The 16930-nt window shown below is 73.9% G+C and carries 16 protein-coding genes and 2 riboswitches; of the genes, 3 read left to right on the plus strand and 13 right to left on the minus strand.

The annotated features are described in order from the left end of the window. Positions 1-8: 8 nt before the first annotated feature. Genes EAD96_RS04210 through EAD96_RS04225 form a run of 4 tightly spaced genes read right to left on the minus strand, consistent with a single transcriptional unit; the run spans position 9 to position 3559 of the window. Positions 9-638: a response regulator transcription factor gene (locus EAD96_RS04210; RefSeq protein WP_120570867.1), complete on the minus strand. Its 630-nt coding sequence runs from the start codon at positions 636-638 to the stop codon at positions 9-11. Continuing rightward, on the minus strand, positions 635-1897 hold the full coding sequence (locus EAD96_RS04215) for a sensor histidine kinase (RefSeq protein ID WP_121683340.1): 1263 nt from the start codon (positions 1895-1897) through the stop codon (positions 635-637). Before EAD96_RS04215 ends, EAD96_RS04210 begins: the two co-directional genes overlap by 4 nt. Before the next feature lie 3 nt (positions 1898-1900). Then, positions 1901-2641 carry an ABC transporter permease gene (locus EAD96_RS04220; protein WP_121683341.1) on the minus strand — a complete coding sequence of 247 codons (741 nt, stop codon included), beginning with the start codon at positions 2639-2641 and terminating at the stop codon, positions 1901-1903. Between the two features lie 9 nt (positions 2642-2650). Beyond that, complete coding sequence (locus EAD96_RS04225; protein WP_121683342.1) at positions 2651-3559, minus strand: ABC transporter ATP-binding protein; 909 nt, start codon at positions 3557-3559, stop codon at positions 2651-2653. Positions 3560-3751: 192 nt separating this feature from the next. Here EAD96_RS04225 and EAD96_RS04230 point away from each other — a divergent pair, with 192 nt between their 5' ends. After that, positions 3752-4534: an aminoglycoside adenylyltransferase domain-containing protein gene (locus EAD96_RS04230; protein WP_121683343.1), complete on the plus strand. Its 783-nt coding sequence runs from the start codon at positions 3752-3754 to the stop codon at positions 4532-4534. Positions 4535-4666: 132 nt separating this feature from the next. On the opposite strand, the gene EAD96_RS04235 is transcribed toward EAD96_RS04230, so the two are convergent. The 9 genes from EAD96_RS04235 to EAD96_RS04275 all read right to left on the minus strand — a co-directional run bounded on the left by EAD96_RS04235 (position 4667) and on the right by EAD96_RS04275 (position 14851). Further along, on the minus strand, positions 4667-5581 hold the full coding sequence (locus tag EAD96_RS04235; protein ID WP_121683344.1) for an ECF transporter S component: 915 nt from the start codon (positions 5579-5581) through the stop codon (positions 4667-4669). Continuing rightward, positions 5578-7209 (minus strand): ABC transporter ATP-binding protein, encoded by a 1632-nt coding sequence (locus EAD96_RS04240; protein WP_121683345.1) that lies wholly within the window; start codon positions 7207-7209, stop codon positions 5578-5580. The genes EAD96_RS04235 and EAD96_RS04240 overlap by 4 nt, the downstream gene beginning before the upstream one ends. Continuing rightward, positions 7206-8447 (minus strand): CbiQ family ECF transporter T component, encoded by a 1242-nt coding sequence (locus EAD96_RS04245; protein ID WP_121683388.1) that lies wholly within the window; start codon positions 8445-8447, stop codon positions 7206-7208. The genes EAD96_RS04240 and EAD96_RS04245 overlap by 4 nt, the downstream gene beginning before the upstream one ends. After that, the gene (locus EAD96_RS04250) at positions 8440-9351 is read right to left on the minus strand and encodes a hypothetical protein (protein WP_121683346.1); all 912 of its coding nucleotides are present in this window, start codon (positions 9349-9351) and stop codon (positions 8440-8442) included. Before EAD96_RS04250 ends, EAD96_RS04245 begins: the two co-directional genes overlap by 8 nt. Beyond that, entirely contained in the window at positions 9348-10802 is a 1455-nt protein-coding gene (locus EAD96_RS04255; RefSeq protein WP_121683347.1) for a prenyltransferase/squalene oxidase repeat-containing protein, read from the minus strand. The genes EAD96_RS04250 and EAD96_RS04255 overlap by 4 nt, the downstream gene beginning before the upstream one ends. A 137-nt stretch (positions 10803-10939) precedes the next feature. After that, a riboswitch (cobalamin riboswitch) is annotated at positions 10940-11080 on the minus strand. Between the two features lie 68 nt (positions 11081-11148). Next, positions 11149-11634, minus strand: coding sequence for a hypothetical protein (locus tag EAD96_RS04260; RefSeq protein WP_121683348.1), 486 nt, complete (start codon positions 11632-11634; stop codon positions 11149-11151). Positions 11635-11669: 35 nt separating this feature from the next. After that, positions 11670-12713, minus strand: coding sequence for a peptidase (locus EAD96_RS04265; protein ID WP_121683349.1), 1044 nt, complete (start codon positions 12711-12713; stop codon positions 11670-11672). Positions 12714-12810: 97 nt separating this feature from the next. Further along, a riboswitch (cobalamin riboswitch) is annotated at positions 12811-12956 on the minus strand. A gap of 174 nt (positions 12957-13130) precedes the next feature. After that, positions 13131-13814, minus strand: coding sequence for an ABC transporter ATP-binding protein (locus EAD96_RS04270; RefSeq protein WP_121683350.1), 684 nt, complete (start codon positions 13812-13814; stop codon positions 13131-13133). Next, positions 13811-14851 (minus strand): ABC transporter permease, encoded by a 1041-nt coding sequence (locus tag EAD96_RS04275; RefSeq protein WP_233585429.1) that lies wholly within the window; start codon positions 14849-14851, stop codon positions 13811-13813. The genes EAD96_RS04270 and EAD96_RS04275 overlap by 4 nt, the downstream gene beginning before the upstream one ends. A 223-nt stretch (positions 14852-15074) precedes the next feature. On the opposite strand from EAD96_RS04275, the gene EAD96_RS04280 reads away from it, so the two are divergent. Next, a complete protein-coding gene (locus EAD96_RS04280) occupies positions 15075-16295 on the plus strand; it encodes a sensor histidine kinase (protein ID WP_121683352.1) in 1221 nt (406 codons plus the stop codon). Continuing rightward, entirely contained in the window at positions 16292-16930 is a 639-nt protein-coding gene (locus tag EAD96_RS04285; protein ID WP_121683353.1) for a response regulator transcription factor, read from the plus strand. The genes EAD96_RS04280 and EAD96_RS04285 overlap by 4 nt, the downstream gene beginning before the upstream one ends.

Raw genomic sequence — 16930 nt, forward strand, 5'->3', positions numbered from 1 at the left:
CGCCGCCCTCACCGCTCCGGCGTCAGGTAGCCGCGGGAGAACGCTGCCGCGACGGCCGCCGCGCGGTCGTTGACGCCGAGTTTCGCGTACGCGTGCAGCAGGTGCGTCTTGACAGTCGCCTCGCTGATGAACAACTGCCTCGCCGCCTCGCGGTTCGTCGACCCCCGGGCGACCAGCTCCAGGACCTCCAGCTCCCGCTGCGACAGCGGCTCGGAAGCCGGTTGCCGCATCTGCCGCATGAGCCGTGTCGCGACGGCCGGGGACAGCGCCGCCTGCCCCTGCGCGGCCGCCTCCACCGCGCGGAACAGCTCCTCGCTCGGCGCGTCCTTCAGCAGGTAGCCGGTGGCGCCCGCCTCGATGGCGGGGAGCACGTCGCTGTCCGTGTCATACGTCGTCAGCACCAGAACGCGGGCGGGCACTCCCCGTCTCGCCAGCTCCCGGATGGCGCAGACGCCGTCGACGCGCGGCATACGCAGGTCCATGAGGATCACGTCGGGCCGGAGCGCCTCCCCCGCGACGATCGCCTCCGCACCGTCACCCGCCTCGCCCAGCACCTCGAAACGCGGGTCGGCGCTGAACATGCCGCGCAGCCCGTTGCGTACGACCGGGTGGTCGTCGACGATCAGCAGCGAGATCACCGGCCCGCTCCGGCGGGGATGGCCGGCACCGTGGCCGAGATCGCCGTACCGCCGCCCGGCTCCGACTCGATCTCCAGCCGCCCGGCGAGGCGCTGCACCCGCTGCCGCATGCCGGTGAGCCCGAAACCCCCGGCGCCGTCGGCGCGCCTGGCGCCGGGCTCGAAACCCACCCCGTCGTCGCGTACGTCGAGCGTCACCAGGTCCTCCATGTACGACAGCGTCAGCCCGACCCGGCTGGCCCGGGCATGCTTGGCGACGTTGGCGAGTGCCTCCTGCGCGGCCCGCAGCAGTGTCACCTCGACATCGGCGTGCATCGGGCGCGGATCGCCGGTGGTGGTCAGCACCGCGTCGATGTGGTGCACCTGCGACCAGCGCCGGGTCACGTCGCTGATCGCCTCCGGCAGCCGGGCCTCGGCGAGCACCTCGGGCTGCACGGCGTGCACCGTACGGCGGGCCTCGGTGAGGCTGTCGCGGGCCAGGTTCTTCGCGTTGTCCACGTGCCGGCGCCACGCCTCGTCCCGGTCGGCCGTCTGCTCGGCGGCCTGGAGCTGGGTGAGGATGCCGGCGAGCCCCTGGGCGAGGGTGTCGTGGATCTCCCGGGCCATCCGCTGCCGCTCGTCCTGCACGCCCGCCTCGCGGGCCTGCACGAGCAGCTGGGCGTGCAGCCCGGCGTTCTCCGCCAGCGCCGCCTCCAGCTTGACGTTCGCCTCGTGCAGCTCGGCGAGCGCCCGCTTCTGCCTGTGGTTGCGCCGGTCGTCCAGCTCGGCGAAGCGGAAGAACGCCCCGGCCAGCACGATCATGACCAGGGACAGCACGAGCCACTCGTTCAGCGTCGCGCCGGACAGGCCACCGGTGGAGGACGCGGCCTGGATCATCGCCGTGGCGGCGACCCCCGCGTACCGCCAGCGGCCCTTCAGGAACAGGAACGCGTGGACGTACCCGATGAAGGTGAAGATGCCGTACCAGGGAGCGAGCGTCACCACGCTCGCGCCCAGCACGATCAGCCCCACGTAGTAGAGGCCCGTCAACGGGCCGCTCTCCTGCCACTGCGGGTGGCCATGGAACCAGCCCACCCAGAGGGCGATCACGAGCGTGAGCCCGAGCACCAGCGGCAGGTTCAGCGACACGTCCCAGAACGGCAGCACCAGCGTGATGAGCGCGCAGACCGACAGGAGGAAGTACGGCAGGACGGAGAAGAACACCGTCTCCTTGCGTTCCCAGCGGTCGAACTCCGCACGTAGCTCGGCCTCGATACTCACGACCTACTCCCAGCGGAAGTACCGCGCGGCCAGCCCGCCAGCCACGATCGTCCACCCCAGCATCACGGCCACGTGCAGCACCTGCGGCCACTGACCGGCGGTGGCGTCCTGCAATGATTGCACGCCCGCGCCGAGCGGGGTGAAGTCGCTGATCGCCCGCAGCACGCCGGGCATGCTGTCGCGCGGGAGCCAGAGACCGGCGAAGAACACGACCGGAAAGAAGAGTACGGTCCCGACCGCCCCGGCACTCTTGCCGCCGGGCGCGAGCGCGGCGACGAGCAGACCGATCGCGAACATCGTCACGGCCGCCAGCACGTAACTCGTCAGGTACGCCGGCACCTGCCGGGGCAGCCGTACGCCGAACGCCAACCGGCCGATGGCGAGCGCGACGAGCATCGTCACCACGGACATCGCAGTGGACATCAGCAACTGCGCGCCGAGCATCGCCGCCGGCTTGACCGGCGTGGTCCGCATCCGGCGCAGCACACCCTTCTCCCGGTAGGTGGCGAGCAGTTGGCACAGGCTGTTCAGCGCGAACATGGCGATGCTCAGCGCGACGATGATCGGCACGTACAGGTCGATGGTCCGCAGCCCGCCGAGGCCGGCGTCGGGCTCCCGGAACGCGGGGATCGCACCGAAGATGACGAGCAGGAGCGGCGGGAAACCGAGCGCGAAGAAGACGATGATCGGCTCGCGGAAGAACAGTCTGGTCTCGGTGGCGGTGAGCCGGTACAGCGCGGACATGATGTCTCCTCAGGCGTCGATCGGGCGGCCGGTGAGCGCGACGAACGCGTCGTCCAGTGAGGTCTGCTCGACCCGCAGATCGGCCGCGACCACCTGATGGCGGGCGAGCACAGTGGTCACGGCGAGCAGCAGGTCTCCCGTACCGGTCACGACGAGCTGGCTGCCGGCCCGCTCGACGGACGTGACCTCCGGCAGCGCGGTCAGCAGGGCGTGATCAAGCGGCGCGGAGGGCCGGAACCGGATTCGCTGCCGGTCGTCGACGCGCGCCACGAGCCCGGCCGGGGAGTCGAGCGCGACCAGGCGACCGGCGTCGATCACCGCCAGCCGGTCGCAGAGCCGTTCCGCCTCCTCCATGAAGTGCGTGACCAGCAGCACCGTCACACCCCGATCGCGGACGCCCTCGATCAGATCCCACGTGTCGCGCCGCGCCTGCGGGTCGAGGCCGGTGGTCAGCTCGTCGAGCACCGCCACCTCCGGGTCGCCGACCAGCGCGAGCGCGATCGACAGCCGCTGCTTCTGCCCGCCGGAGAGCCGCCGGAACTGCGTGCCGAGCTTTTCGGTGAGACCCAGCGTGTCGATCAGCGCACGCCAGTCGGCCGGCCGGCGGTAGAAGGAGCTGTACAGCTCCATCGCCTCGCCGACTGTGAGCTTGTCGGGCAGCTCGCTCGCCTGGAGCTGCGCGCCGAGCAGGTGCCGCAGCTCCCCGGTGTCACGTTGCGGGTCGATGCCGCAGACCCGGACGGTGCCGCCGTCCGGGACGCGCAGCCCTTCGACGCACTCGACTGTCGTGGTCTTGCCGGCCCCGTTCGGGCCCAGGATGCCGAAGATCTCGCCCTGCTCGACGGCGAAGCTGACGCCGTCCACAGCGGTGTGCTCGCCGTAGCGCTTGACGAGGCCGTCCACCTCGATGATTGCCATGGCAGAAGCGTGCCGCCCGGCACCCGTACGCCGAATCGACCGCGCGGCGAGAGCCGCCGCACAGCCCGGTGGGTGCGGCGGTCAACCAGGTGGTTGATGCCGGGGTCGACCGGGGTCGTTGGCATGCTGCCGGCGATGTCCGGGGCGGCTTAATCGGTGGCCGCCCGGCAACCGGCCGCGCAGGATCACCCAGTGGCTTCACCCGACATGGTTCTCTCCGACCTTCGCGAGGCGTGGCGCGAGGCGCTGGCCGACCGCCTTCTGGGCCTGTACCTGCACGGCTCACTGGTGGCAGGCGACTTCGATCTGGGCCGCAGCGACCTGGACCTGCTCGCGGTCCTCGCCGGCGACCCGGACGAGAAGCTCCTCGACGTACTCGCCGGCCTGCACGCGGATCTCGACCGGCGGCATCCGCAGTGGGCGGGCCGGATCGAGGTGGAATACGTGTCACTGGACGCGGTGCGCGCCGTCGGCGGCCGGGGCCACCTGATCGCCCGGATCAGCCCCGGCGAGTCGCTGCACCTGCTGCCCGCCACCACTCACCGCGTCGTGACCTGGGTCGCCGTGCGCGACCACGGCCGTACGCTGCTGGGACCGCCGGCCGGCGAGCTGCTGCCCGCCGTCGACCCCGGCCTGGTCCGCGCGGCTCTGCTCGACCACGTCCGCGACTGGCCGGCCTGGGTGCTCGCGATGACCCCACCCGGAGCCCAGTCGTACGCGGTGCTCACGCTCTGCCGGGCCTTCCAGCGGCTGCGCAACGGCCGGCAACTGTCCAAGCGGCAGGCCGCCGAGCAGACCGCCGCCGCCCTCCCGCGATGGGCGGACCTGATCGTGTGGGCGCGCGACTGGTGGTACGACTCCGGCCACGACACCGATCCCGGCCGGTTCGACGAGGTCCGGGCATTCGTGAACGAGGTCAGCGCCGCCATCCTGGCCGCGGAACAACGCAAGGCGTACACCGACCGCGCCCGGTGAATGCCGGCCCAGGATCGGGAACAGTGCGCCGAAGCGCACGGTCAGGCCAACCTGCCGGGGGCGTCGCTGACATGCGCCCACCCGTCGTTCATTCGGGCGGCAGCGTTGCCCGGTAGCGAAACGCGTCACCGATCATCTGACGGGCGGTCGCGGGGTCTGCGATGAGCTGACCTCCTCCGCCGCCTGCGAGGATGTCGGCTTGATGCCGGGCATGGTCACCTGCTCACCATCCGCCCCGGGCGTGGCAGATTCGGGCGCGGCGAAGGTGACCGGAGCGCCGAACGCGGCCCGCCGGGCGGCGCGGCGCAGCGCCGCCAGGACGGCTGGACCGGCGAGGACGATCGCCACGGCTGTGGTGATCGCCCGGCCGGTGTCCCAGCCGAAGGTGGAGGTGACGGCGGTGAACAGGGCGAGGCGGTGCAGGTTCTCCAGTACGGGCGCACCGGCGACGTACGACAGCTGGGTGTCCGCGCCGACGCTGAACGGCCAGAACCACAGGTTCATCAGCAGGCCGTAGCCGTAGGCGGCGAGCACGCCGTAGCCAGCCAGGACGGCGGTCTCGGCCCGCCCGCGCAGCCGGGCCGGGAGCAGGCCGGCGCCGAGGCCGATCCAGGAGGCGCAGAGCATCTGGAACGGCAGCCACGGTCCGACGCCCGCGGTGAGCAGTGCGGACGCGAACAGCGACGTGGCGCCGAGCAGGAATCCGAACCCGGGTCCGAAGACCCGGCCGGCGAGGACGAGCAGGAAGAACACCGTCTCGATGCCCGCGGTTCCCGCGCCCAGGGGCCGCAGGGCGGCGTTGACGGCAGCGAGTACGCCGAGCATCGCGAGGGCTTTGCTGTCGATGCCGCCGGAGGTGAGTTCGGCGAGGGTGAGCGCCACGAGCACCGGCAGCATGACGAGGAAGACCAGCGGCGCCTCGGCGGTTCGGGCGGTGCTCTCCGGGTTCGCGGGGACGAAGAAGGGCCAGGTGAACGTGGCCAGCGCGGCGGCCGAGGCGAGAGTCAGCACCACTGCGGAACGCGGGGCGACTCGCAGCACGCTCATGCCGGTCCCCCGGTCGCGCTGATCGCGGCGGCGACCTGTTCCACTGTCAGCCAGGGTGCGGGGGCCAGGACCTTGGCCACCTGCGGCGCGAACGCCGGGGAGGCGAGCATGACCTCGGCGGTGGTGCCGTCGGAGACCGTCTCCCCCTCGGCCATCACCACCACCCGGTCGGCGAGGGTCGCGACGAGTTCGACGTCGTGGGTGGCGACCACCACGGCCCGGCCGTCGCCGGCCAGCATCCGGACGACGGCGGTGAACTGCCGCTTGGCGTGGTAGTCCAGGCCGCGGGTCGGCTCGTCCAGCAGGACCACCGGCGGAGCGGCGGTGAGCTGCACGGCGAGCGCGAGGGCGAGCCGCTGTCCCTCGGACAGGTCCCGGGGGTGCCGGTCACCGGGCAGGCCGGGGACGAGCTGGTCCAACAGTGCCCGGCAGGTGCCGGCCGGCACGTCGGTCTCCCGGTCGGCCTGGGCGCACTCCGCGTCGACGGTCTCCAGGTAGAGCAGGTCGCCGGAGTTCTGCGGGACGAGGCCGACTTGGCGGCGGGCCTGACCGGCACGCAGTGCCTTCGGGTCGGCCGTGCCCTCCGGACCGGTCACGGCGACGGTGCCGCCGTGGCGGGGCCCGCTGCCCTGCACCGCCCAGAGCAGGCTGGACTTGCCGGATCCGTTGCGGCCCATCAACGCGACGATCTCGCCGGCTCGCAGATCGAGGTCGACGCCGGCCACCGCGACGGTCCCCGGGTACCGTACGACGATCTTCCGCGCGGTCAGCGTGGGGCGGTTGTCCGCGACCACCGGGGCCGGCGGCGGCTCCGCGTCGGCGAGCCGGTGCCGCAGGTCGGACGCCCGTCGGCGGGCGTCGCGGACCGACAGCGGCAGCGGTGTCCAGCCGGCGAGGCGACCCAACTCGATCAGGGGTGGCGCGATGTCGACGTGGGCCAGCGCCGTCGCGGGCGTGCCGTCGTGCACGTGGCCGTCGCCGGGCAGGTACAGCAGCCGGTCGGCGTACTGGAGCACGCGCTCCAGCCGGTGCTCGGCCAGGACCACGGTCACCCCGAGGTCGTGGACCAGACGGGTGACCGTGGCGAGCACGTCCTCCGCCGCGGTGGGGTCCAGCGCGGAGGTGGGTTCGTCGAGCACCAGCACCCGGGGGTGCGCGGTGAGCACCGCGCCGATGGCGACCCGCTGCTGCTGTCCGCCGGACAGCGTCCGCAGGGGCCGGTCCCGCAGGTCGGCGATGCCGAGCAGGTCCAGGGTCTCCTCCACCCGCTTGCGCATCACCGCCGGCGGCAGGGCGAGCTGCTCCATCCCGTACGCCAGTTCCTCCTCGACGGTGTCGGTGACGAAGCCGGCCAGCGGGTCCTGGCCGACCACGCCGACGACGTCGGCGAGGTCACGCGGCGGGTGCGTACGGGTGTCCCGGCCGTCGACGGTGACGGTGCCGTGCAGGGTGCCGCCGGTGAAGTGCGGGACGAGGCCGTTGATTGCCCGCAGCAGCGTCGACTTTCCGGCGCCGGTACGGCCGGCGACCAGGCAGAGTTCACCCTCGTCGATGTGCAGTGTCACGTCCCGCAGCGGCGGCGGGCCGCCCTCGGCGTAGTGGACGGTGACCCGGTCGAAAGTGATCATCGGCGATCTCCCGGTGACTGTGTCGTCGCGACGCGTTCTCCGTCCGCCGGTGTCTTCGGCACGGGGACGGGCGGGTCCACCGCCGGCGGGCGATGGACCCGCACCACGGGCGGTGGTGGTGCCAGCCAGGCCGGCGCCGCGGCGACGCCGACGGCGAGAAGCATCAGCGGGGTCAGTTGCGGCCAGGTGAGCGGGCTGACCGGCGGGTAGAGCAGTTCCGGGTCCCCCGAGCCGGCGAGCATGGTCAGCGCCGCGGCGGCCACCCCGCAGCCGGCCACGATCAGCTCGGCCGGGTGCCAGCGGTCCGGCCGGTAGCGGCTGCGGCGGACCCGGCGACCGGCCAGCAGCATGCCGGTCACGGCGGCCGCCAGTCCGGCCAGAAGCATCGGCAGCCCCAGGTAGCCGGGTCCGGCGCTGTCGAGCAGCCCGTAGGTGCCGGCGCAGACGCCGACCAGCCCGCCGAGGACGAGCCCGCCGGTGACGGTCCGCTGCCCGGCGGCCACCGAAGCGGTGCGGCCGTAACCACGGGAGTCCATCGCCGCCGCGAGGGCCAGGGACCGGTCCAGCGCGTCGGCCAGCACCGGCAGGGCGATCCCGCGCAACGCCCGCATCCCCCGCCCGGTCGCGCCACGCAGCCGACGGGCCCGGCGGACCCGGAGCACGCTCTCCACCAGTTGCGGGGCGACCGACAACGCGACCACGACGGCGGTACCGACCGCGTACAGCGCTCCGGGTACGGCCTTGAGCTGCCGCTTCGGGTTGGCCAGGGCGTTCGCCGCACCGAGGCAGATCAGCATCGTCGCCAGCCGCAGCCCGTCGTAGAAGCCGCCGAGGATCTGCTCGACGGCGACCGGTCCGAACAGGCGGATGCCCGCCGCCCACGCGGGCAGCGGGATCTCCGGCAACCGGACCAGGATGTGCTCGCCCTGGCCGCCGCCGAACACGATCCGGAACACCACCCGCATCGCGACGATCACCACACCGAGCCAGACGTACATGCGGAACGCCAGAGCCCACGGCGCGTCGCCACGACGGCGCACCACCACCAGCCCGGCGACGGCGACGAGCAGTGCCAGGGGCAGTGGATTCGTGGTGTGGCTGGCCGCGGTCGCCAAGCCGAGCGCCCACAGCCACCACGCGCCCGGATGCAGCCCTCGGGGCAGCCACCACACCGACCACCGGCCCGGCAGACGACCGGCGTCAGCGGCCGGCGACCCGGTGACCGCGGCGTCAGTCATCCGGGCCGGTGGCACGCCGCCGACGGGCCGCGACCAGCGCGCCGGTGGCGAGCACGGCGAGCAGCAGCACCCCGGCGATCGTGCCCAGTGGCAGGCCGTCGTCGTCACGGGACGCGGCGACATCGGTCACCACGGGCTCGTCGGAGGAGCCCTGCGGTGCCGTGCTGTTGTCAGCACCCGGCGTCGCCGCCAGGGTCGGCGTACCGGCCGTCGGTGACGTGCCGGCGGAGGTCGGCGGGCTGACGGAGGCCGGCGGGCCGGCGGTGCCGGTCGGCCGGGTGGGCTCACCGGGCCGGCCACCGCCGACCGGCGGCGCCACGACGGTTCCGCCCGCCGGTGGTGGCGCCGCCGGCCCGCCGCCCGCGGGTGGCGGCGGCGGAGGGGCCGGTGGCGGAGAGGGCGGCGGCGCGGGTCGTTTCGGCGCGACGCCGGGACGAGGCGCGTCGTTGGCGTTGCGGTTGAGCGAGAACGACCAGCCCTCGAAGCTGCCGGCCGCCGGCTTGCGGTTGAGCACACCCTTGTCGCTGTACGTCCAGCTGCCGCCGTTCGGCGCGTGCCAGTACGACCAGTACGCGCTCGCAGGCGGCGTGTCGACGCACTTCTCCGTCGCGGCCGACGGCTTGCCGTCGATCCGGCAGATGAACCCCTCGCCCCAGCGCAGCGTGCCGGTGATCGGGAAGCCCGCGTTCTTGAGCGCCGCGAGGCCGGTGGCCTGGGTGCCCGGCGCGCAGCGCACCACCGTTCCGCCGCCGAGTTCGTTGAAGTCCACCACGACTGTGACCCCGGAGGCGTCCGGGCAGTAGCCGGCCGACCCGGCGGCCACCGCAGGACTGCCCGGTCCGATCGTTGTGCCTGCGGTGACCAGGGCGACGACCAGCGCGCCGCGGGCGGCACGGAGGCTCATCCCGCCCGCCGTCGGCCGAGCACGAGCAGTGTCACTCCGCCACCGATCAGCAGCAGCGCGATCAGCAGATAGCTGCCGATCGCCGCGCCGGTGGTCGGCAGCCCGCCCAGCCCTGACGCGGCCGGGGTCGTGATCGGCGGAGCGGCGGTGGTCGGCGCCGCGGTCGTGGGCGCGGGTGTCGCCGGAGGGCTGGTCACGCTCGGCGTCGGGCCGGCGGTGCCGGTCGGCGGAGGCGACGTGGTGAGCGTGGGAGACGCGGTGGGCGTGGCGGGCGCGGTGGGCGAGGCCGTGCCGGTCGGGGTGGGAGTCGATGTGGGCGGCGTGCCGAGGCCGATCCGGCCCAGCGGAACCTGGGCCAGCCCGAGCAGGGCCTGCGCGGTGGCGCGGCGCCACTGGTCACGGTCGGTGTCGGTGATCCCGCCCGCCGTGGCCGCCGTGAGTCCGTCGGTGTTGTAGGCGATCGCGCCGGCGTCGGCCGAGGCGGCCCCGCCGTCGCCCGCGGTGAGCTGCAGCGCGGCCAGGGCCTTCGCGGCCCGGGCGGCGGCGTCGTCGCGTCCGGCGGCGGCGAGGGCCTGCCCGGCCAGGCCGGTGCTGTTGGAGTTCGCACCGGTGGTCGGTCCCGAACCGCCGAAGGAGCCGTCGGCGTGCTGCTGGGCCACCAGCCAGTCGGCGCCCTTGCGCGCGGCGTCGCCGGCACCGGTGGCGCCGTCCTCGGCGGCGGCCAGCAACGCCTGCACGGCCATCGCGGTCGAGTCGACATCGAGGGTGGCGCCGGGCTGCTCGTCGCAGGAGGAGGACGGCCCGTCGGCGGTGTCCGGGTAGAGCCGGAAGCCACCGGCCGCGCACTGCTGCCGGAGCAGGAAGTCCACAGTTTCCTGCGGTAGGTCGCCGCTGCGGGCCAGGCCGAGCACGGCGAACGACTGGTCGAAGGTGTTGCTGGCGTCCGGGCCGCTGTCGGCGGTGGTGCGGCTGGTGATCCGTCCCCGCTGGTGCCCGGCGTCGGCGCCGGCGATCAGCGACAGGGTTTCCGCCCGCAGGTCGTAGCCGCCGAAGTCGGTGGGGTCGGCGCCGGCGGCGGAGGCGGCGTAGAGCAGTTTCGCGGTGGCCCCGCCGTCGGTGAAGCCCTCGATGCCCCAGTCGTCGTAGCTGTTGTAGGAGCGCACGTGCTTGGCGGCCTGCGCGGTTGCCGCCTGCCGGGTGGGCGCGTCCACGCCGGTGGCGGACAGTGCGACCAGGCCGTCGATGGTCAGCCCCCAGTCCTCGGGGGTGAACGGGCCGGGCAGCGTACCGTCGGTGAACTCGCCGGCCAGCCAGGCCGCGGCGTCGCGGGCGGCTGTGACGTGGGCCGGGGCGGGTGCCGCGACAACGGTCAGAGGGGCGCCGGTGATCGCGGCGAGGGTCGTGACCGTGGCTATACCGAGACCGGTGGTGAGACGCCGGGACAGGGGCATCAGGGGTGCCTTTCGCAGAGCGGTCGGTGAAACCTCCGGAAAGCACCCCGAGAAACGGACACCCCGCTCCGCGTGCTGCGGTGAGCGGGGGTGGTCGGACCTCGGCGGCCCGGACTTCACCCTGTAGACCTCGACAGTGGAAGCCGCTCGTCCCGGGCGGGGCATTCCGGCTCGCGAGAAGGCACTCTCGCTCACGGTTGCGGGTCAGCGCCGGCTTCGAACCGGCTTCCCCCCACACGGGACGTATGCAGTTGTGTGCCCGGCGCACCGGGTGCCGACACCGTACCGCCCGGGCGCGCGACGACGCCAGAGCAGCGGCCGGCACCCGGTGCGCCGCTGGTCACACCTAGGGAGCGGCGATGCTCGGCGGGGCGCCGGCCCCGAAGGACCAGCCCTCGACACTGCCCGGCGCGGGGTTGTAGCTGGTCGCCCCGGACGTGCTGTAGGACCAGGAGCCGCCGCTGGGGGCGTGCCAGTACGACCAGTACGCCGTGACCGGCGGGGTGTTGACGCACGGCTCGGTCGCGGCGGTGGGCTTGCCGTTGATCCGGCAGACGAAGGCCAGGCCCCAGCGGGCGGTGCCGGTGACTGTGAAGCCGGCGGCCTGCAGCGCGGCCAGGCCGGTGGCCGGGTCACCCGGGGCACATCCGACCTGGACGCCGCCGCCGAGCGCGGCGAAGTCGACGACCACTGTGACTCCCGAGGTGCCGACGCAGGCGGCGGCGTGCGCGGCCCGGGGCGCGGGTTCGGCGGCGGTCAGCGCGACGCCCGCCACGGCGGCGGCCAGCAGGCCGGCCAGCCAGGTGCGGACTGTGGAACGGTGACGGAACACGGGTCCTCCTGTGATCGGGTGAGCGGCGAGGGGGTTCACGGGCAGGCGAGCGCCGGCGCGCCGGGGTCGGCACCGGCGGCGGACAGGCGGGCGTACCCGGTCCCGGTGAGACCGAGGACGGCCTGGGCGGTGGCCCGCGGTGCGGTGGCCGGGTCGAAGCCGCCGCCGTCGAAGTCGACAGCGCCCCGGTCCGCCGGTGCCCCGGCGCAGCCGACCTGGAGTCCGGCGAGGAACGCCCGGGCGCGCGCCCAGGCCAGGGGCCGGCTGCCGTCGCGCAGGGCCTGCGCGGCGAGGCCGGTGCTGTTGGCGTTCGGCGTGCCGGCGGCGTTGGCGAAGCCGCCGTCGGCACCTTGGACGGACACGAGCCAGCGCAGCCCGGCGGCGGCGTCGGCCGGACGCCCCGCGGCGCGCAGCGCCTGCGTCGCGAGCGCGGTCGCGTCCACGTCGGACACGCAGACCGGTTGCGCGGGCAGCAGCGGGTAGCCGCCGTCCGGGCATCGGGTGCCGGCCAGCCAGGCGGCCGCCGCCGGTGGCGCCCCGGCCGCTGTGCGGTCCAGCGCCAGCAGCGCGAAGGACTGGCTGAACGCGTTGCTGTAGTCGCCGTACGCGGACCGGTCGCTGAACCGGCCGGCCGGCGTCTGGAGCGAGCGCAGCCGGGCGATCAGGTCGACCCCGCCGACGTCGGCCGGGTCGCCGCCGCGCACCTGCACGGCGAGGGCGAGCTTGGCTGTCGCGCCCGCGTACGCCTCGGCGACGCCGTCGCCGACGTATCCGTCGCGGACGTCCGGCCGGGTGACCCAGGCCAGCGCGTCGGCGCTGTAGTCGTCGGCGGCGCCCGCTGCGGCGAAGACGAACACGGCGTCGAGGGTCAGCCCCTGGTCGGGGTAGGCGACGCCGTCGAAGACCGCCTCGAAGCGTTCCCCGTCGACCAGTTGCCGGGCGAGCCAGCCGGCGGCGGCCTCGGGGCGGGTGAGGGCGGCGCGCTCGGGTGCGGCGACGGCCGGTGTGGTGAGGATGAGGGCGGCGAGCACGCCGCAGAGGAGCGCGAGCAGGCGGTGCCGGCTTCGGCGGACGACCATCGGAAGCGCCTTTCCGGCCCGGCGGTCGTCGAAAGCCCGGCCGATGCGGCAACGCCGGGTCGGTCGGGACTCCGACCCGTGGGCCACGACGGGTGGGGAGCGGATTCACGCGTACGACGGGTATTCGGGCTCGCCGCCAGAGTTCACTGGACGGCCTACCGTTGCGGGCCAGCGCCGGATTTCGACCGGTCTTCCCCCGCACGTACACGCGGTGATTCAGTTGTCGCGACAGTCTTATGTGGCCGTAGCCCCGGTGTCAATGCGCCAGGAGCCGCACACGTGCCGTGACGAGCGGCGGAGTCGGCGGTCTCACATTCCGTCGGCCGCGACCGCGTTCCCGCCGGCCGGGGACGGGCCGGCGTCCCGGCGTACGCCGGGTTGCTGCTGCGGGCCGGACAGCTCGTGGGTCGCGCCGCTTCAGCGGGCCGGTGCCGGAAGGTGGAGGCGGCCGTCGTGGACCTCGGCGACCTGGTCGGCGGCGGTGAGGAGCGTGCGGTCGTGGGTGACCAGGACGGTGGCGGTGGCCTGCTGGTGGGTGAGGCGGGTGATCAGGTCGATGACGGCGGCGCCGCGTTCGTGGTCGAGGGCGCTGGTGGGTTCGTCGACGAGCAGCACGGTGGGGTCGTTCATCAGGGCGCGGGCGATGTTGACGCGCTGGCGCTGGCCGCCGGAGAGCTGGTGGGGCCGGCGGTCGGCCTGGCCGGCGAGGCCGACCGCGTCGAGGAGTTCCATGGCGCGGGTGCGGGCCGTGGCCGGCGGGCGGCCGTCGATGTGGGCCATGACCTGGAGCTGCTCGGCGGCGGTGAGGGAGGGCAGCAGGTTGGGCTGCTGGAAGACGATGCCGATCCTGCGGCGGCGCAGGTCGGCGAGTTCGCTCCTGATCATGCCGGTGGTGGGGGTGCCGTCGACGGTGACGGTGCCGGAGTCGGGGGTGATGAGGGTGGCGGCGACCGCGAGGAGGCTGGACTTGCCGGAGCCGGAAGGGCCGATCACGGCGGTCAGGCTGCCCTTGGGTACGTCCAGGGTGACGCGGTCGAGGGCGGTCAGGCGGCCCTCGCCGTCGGGGTAGGTGAGGGTGACGTCGGTCAGGTTCAGGCTCATCGGGCGCTCCCCAGGGCGGTCAGCGGGTCGACGGAGGTGATGCGGCGGATGGACAGAGCGGCTCCGAGCGCGCCGAGAATGACGATCACGGCCGCGGGGAGCAGGACGGTCACCGGGGTCAGGAGGAACGGCACCGCGGACCCGGCGACGAGGGCGCCGAGGGCGGCGGCGATGCCGGTGCCGAGCAGGGTGCCGCCGGTGAGCAGGACGACGGCCTGTCCGAGGGCGTCCTTGAGAAGGTTGGCGGTGGAGGCGCCGAGTGCCTTCAGCACGGCGACGTCGCCGCTGCGCTGGATGGTCCAGACGGTGAAGAAGGCGCCGATGACCAGGGCGGAGATGGCGAACAGGAAGCCGCGCATCAGCTGTAGGGAGCCGTTCTCGGAGGTGTAGGAGCCGATCGCGGACAGCGAGTCGTCGACGGAGACCGTCTCGGTGCCCGTCTGCCGGTCGATGGCCGCCAGATCGGCCCCCGAGGTGGTGGTCAGGGCGACGACGGTTGCCGTCGGGCCGCCGCCACCGGTGCCGGTGGGAGGCGCGATCCGCTGCCAGGCGTCCAAGCTGGTCCACACCACAGGGGTGTGGCTGAAGGAGGCGTCGCCCCGTACTGCAGCCACCGTGAGTTGCTGCGCGGCCAGCGTGATCGAGTCACCGGCCTGCACGCCGAGGTCGGCGGCGGCCTTGGTGGACAGCACTGCCGAGCGCCCGTCGATCCGGTCGCTGTCGGGGGCCAGGCGGGAGCCGGGCCGGACGCCGAAGGCGGAGACCCCGGCGCTTCTGTCCCCGGCGGTGGCCTTGGTGGTGGTGATGCCCAGCGGCTCGGCGCCGGTGACTCCGGGGGCCTCGGCCCACTGCTGCCACTGCTTCTCGGTGACCGTGGAGTTGGAGTACGACACACTCTGGCCGTCGCCGGGTGCCTGGAAGGCGATCCTGTCGGCGGGCAGGCCGGTGATGGCCGAGACGTTCTGCTGGCCCAGTCCGGCCGTCAACCCGGACAGCAGCCCGACCAGCAGGGTGATCAACACGATGACGGTCCCCATCAGGGCAAAGCGTCCCTTGGCGAACTTCAGATCTCTCCAGGCGACGAACACGGCCTCGGCCTGTCCTTTCCAGCGGTGGAAGCGGTATGGATCCACCATCGCTGCCGACGCCCGTGTGCGCGTCTGGCGTAGGACGGCACTTCGCGGGCCGGAAGACGGCACCCGGGTTCTAACTTTCGATAGAGGCCCCCGGGCCGCCTGCCTCGGTAACGTGGGACGCACTGTGAGCACCGCTGTCCCCGTCCTGACGCCGACCATCCGGGCCCTGGCCTGGTGCCTTCACCTGCTGATCGCCGGCCTGCTCGTCCTGGCCGCCGGCCGGGCGGTGGCCGTCGACCGGCCCCACGCCGGACTGATCGTCGCTGCTGCGGCGGCGTTCGGCCTGACGTACGCCGCCGGGCCGTTCCTTCCCCGCATCCGCCGTTCGCGGCGGACCGCCGCGTGGTGGCTGGCGGCCGTGGGCGCCGTGTGGCTGTTGCTGCTGGGCCTGTCCGCCGACGCGATCTGGGTGGCCTTTCCGCTGTACTTCCTCCAGCTCCACCTGCTGCCGCGCCGCGCCGGCCTGGCCGCCGTGATCGCCACCGCCGCGGCTGCCGTCGCCGGGTTCGCCGCCCACACCGGCTCCTTCACCCCGGCGGTGGCGATCGGTCCCGCGCTCGGCGCCGCCGTCGCCGTCGGGGTGGTGTGGGGATACCAGGCGCTGTACCGGGAGAGCGAGCAGCGCAGGCAACTGATCGAGGAACTCACCGCCACCCGGGCCGACCTGGCCCGGGCCGAGCACACCGCCGGCGTACTCGCCGAACGCGAGCGTCTGGCCCGCGAGATCCACGACACCCTCGCCCAAGGCCTGTCCAGCATCCAACTGCTGCTGCGCGCCGCCGAGCGCGCCCTGCCCGGCCGGACCGACGCCGCCGCCGGCCACGTCGACGCGGCCCGCCAGGTCGCCGTGGACAACCTCGCCGAGGCCCGGCGCTTCGTCGCCGCACTCACCCCGCCCGCCCTGGAGGGCACCACCCTGGCCGGTGCACTGGAGCGCCTGTGCACCACCACCAGCGCCCGCCACCGCCTCACCGCCCGCTTCCACCTCGTCGGCGATACCGTGCCGCTGTCGACCGCCCAGGAGGTGGCTCTCCTGCGTGTCGCCCAGTCCGCCCTCGCGAACACGGTCCGGCACGCCCGGGCCACCACCGCCGAGGTCACCCTCAGCAATCTCGGCGACCACGTCGCCGTGCACGTCGTCGACGACGGGCGCGGCTTCGACCCCGAACGGACGTCCGCCCCCGACGCCGACAGCGGCGGCTTCGGCCTGGCGGCCATGCGTGCCCGCATGGACACCCTCGGCGGCACCCTGGCCGTCGAGTCCGCGCCCGGTCACGGCACCGCCCTGACCGCCCGGCTTCCCCTCACCCAACCCACCGAGACCGAGCCCGAGGGCCGCCCGTGACCGACGACGCCCCCATCCGCCTCCTCCTGGCCGACGACCACCCCGTCGTACGGGCCGGACTGCGCGCCGTGCTGGAAACCGAACCCGGCCTCCTGGTCGTGGCCGAAGCCGCCACCGCCGAGGATGCCGTCATCCGCGCCGCCGCAGGCGACATCGACGTCGTGCTGATGGACCTGCAGTTCGGCAAGGGCATGGGCGGCGCCGAAGCCACCGCCCGGATCACCGCCCGCCCGGGAGCGCCGCGCGTCCTGATCGTCACCACCTACGACTCCGACGCCGACACCCTGCCCGCCATCGAGGCCGGCGCCACCGGCTACCTCCTCAAGGACGCCCCACCCGAGGACCTGGCCGCCGCCGTCCGCACCGCCGCCGCCGGACGCACCACGCTGGCGCCCGCCGTCGCGGACCGGCTGATGAACCGCCTGCGTACGCCGGGCACCGCCCTGACCCGACGCGAGACCGAGGTCATCGCGCTGGTTGCTGACGGTCTGTCCAACCAGGCCATCGGCGCCCGCCTCCACCTGACCGAGGGCACGGTCAAGTCCCACCTGGCCCGCATCTACGCCAAACTCGGCGTCGACTCTCGCACCGCCGCCGTCGCCACCGCCACCGACCTCGGCCTCATCCGCCGCTGA

The organism is Micromonospora sp. BL1, assembly GCF_003667485.1.
Lineage (GTDB): Bacteria > Actinomycetota > Actinomycetes > Mycobacteriales > Micromonosporaceae > Micromonospora > Micromonospora tulbaghiae.

Coding starts and splice junctions, on each gene's coding strand:
- EAD96_RS04235 (WP_121683344.1), bottom strand. CDS start 5,581: ATGAGCGTGCTGCGAGTCGCCCCGCGTTCCGCAGTGGTGCTGACTCTC.
- EAD96_RS04220 (WP_121683341.1), bottom strand. CDS start 2,641: ATGTCCGCGCTGTACCGGCTCACCGCCACCGAGACCAGACTGTTCTTC.
- EAD96_RS04255 (WP_121683347.1), bottom strand. CDS start 10,802: ATGCCCCTGTCCCGGCGTCTCACCACCGGTCTCGGTATAGCCACGGTC.
- EAD96_RS04265 (WP_121683349.1), bottom strand. CDS start 12,713: ATGGTCGTCCGCCGAAGCCGGCACCGCCTGCTCGCGCTCCTCTGCGGC.
- EAD96_RS04250 (WP_121683346.1), bottom strand. CDS start 9,351: ATGAGCCTCCGTGCCGCCCGCGGCGCGCTGGTCGTCGCCCTGGTCACC.
- EAD96_RS04270 (WP_121683350.1), bottom strand. CDS start 13,814: ATGAGCCTGAACCTGACCGACGTCACCCTCACCTACCCCGACGGCGAG.
- EAD96_RS04245 (WP_121683388.1), bottom strand. CDS start 8,447: ATGACTGACGCCGCGGTCACCGGGTCGCCGGCCGCTGACGCCGGTCGT.
- EAD96_RS04275 (WP_233585429.1), bottom strand. CDS start 14,851: ATGGGGACCGTCATCGTGTTGATCACCCTGCTGGTCGGGCTGCTGTCC.
- EAD96_RS04225 (WP_121683342.1), bottom strand. CDS start 3,559: ATGGCAATCATCGAGGTGGACGGCCTCGTCAAGCGCTACGGCGAGCAC.
- EAD96_RS04240 (WP_121683345.1), bottom strand. CDS start 7,209: ATGATCACTTTCGACCGGGTCACCGTCCACTACGCCGAGGGCGGCCCG.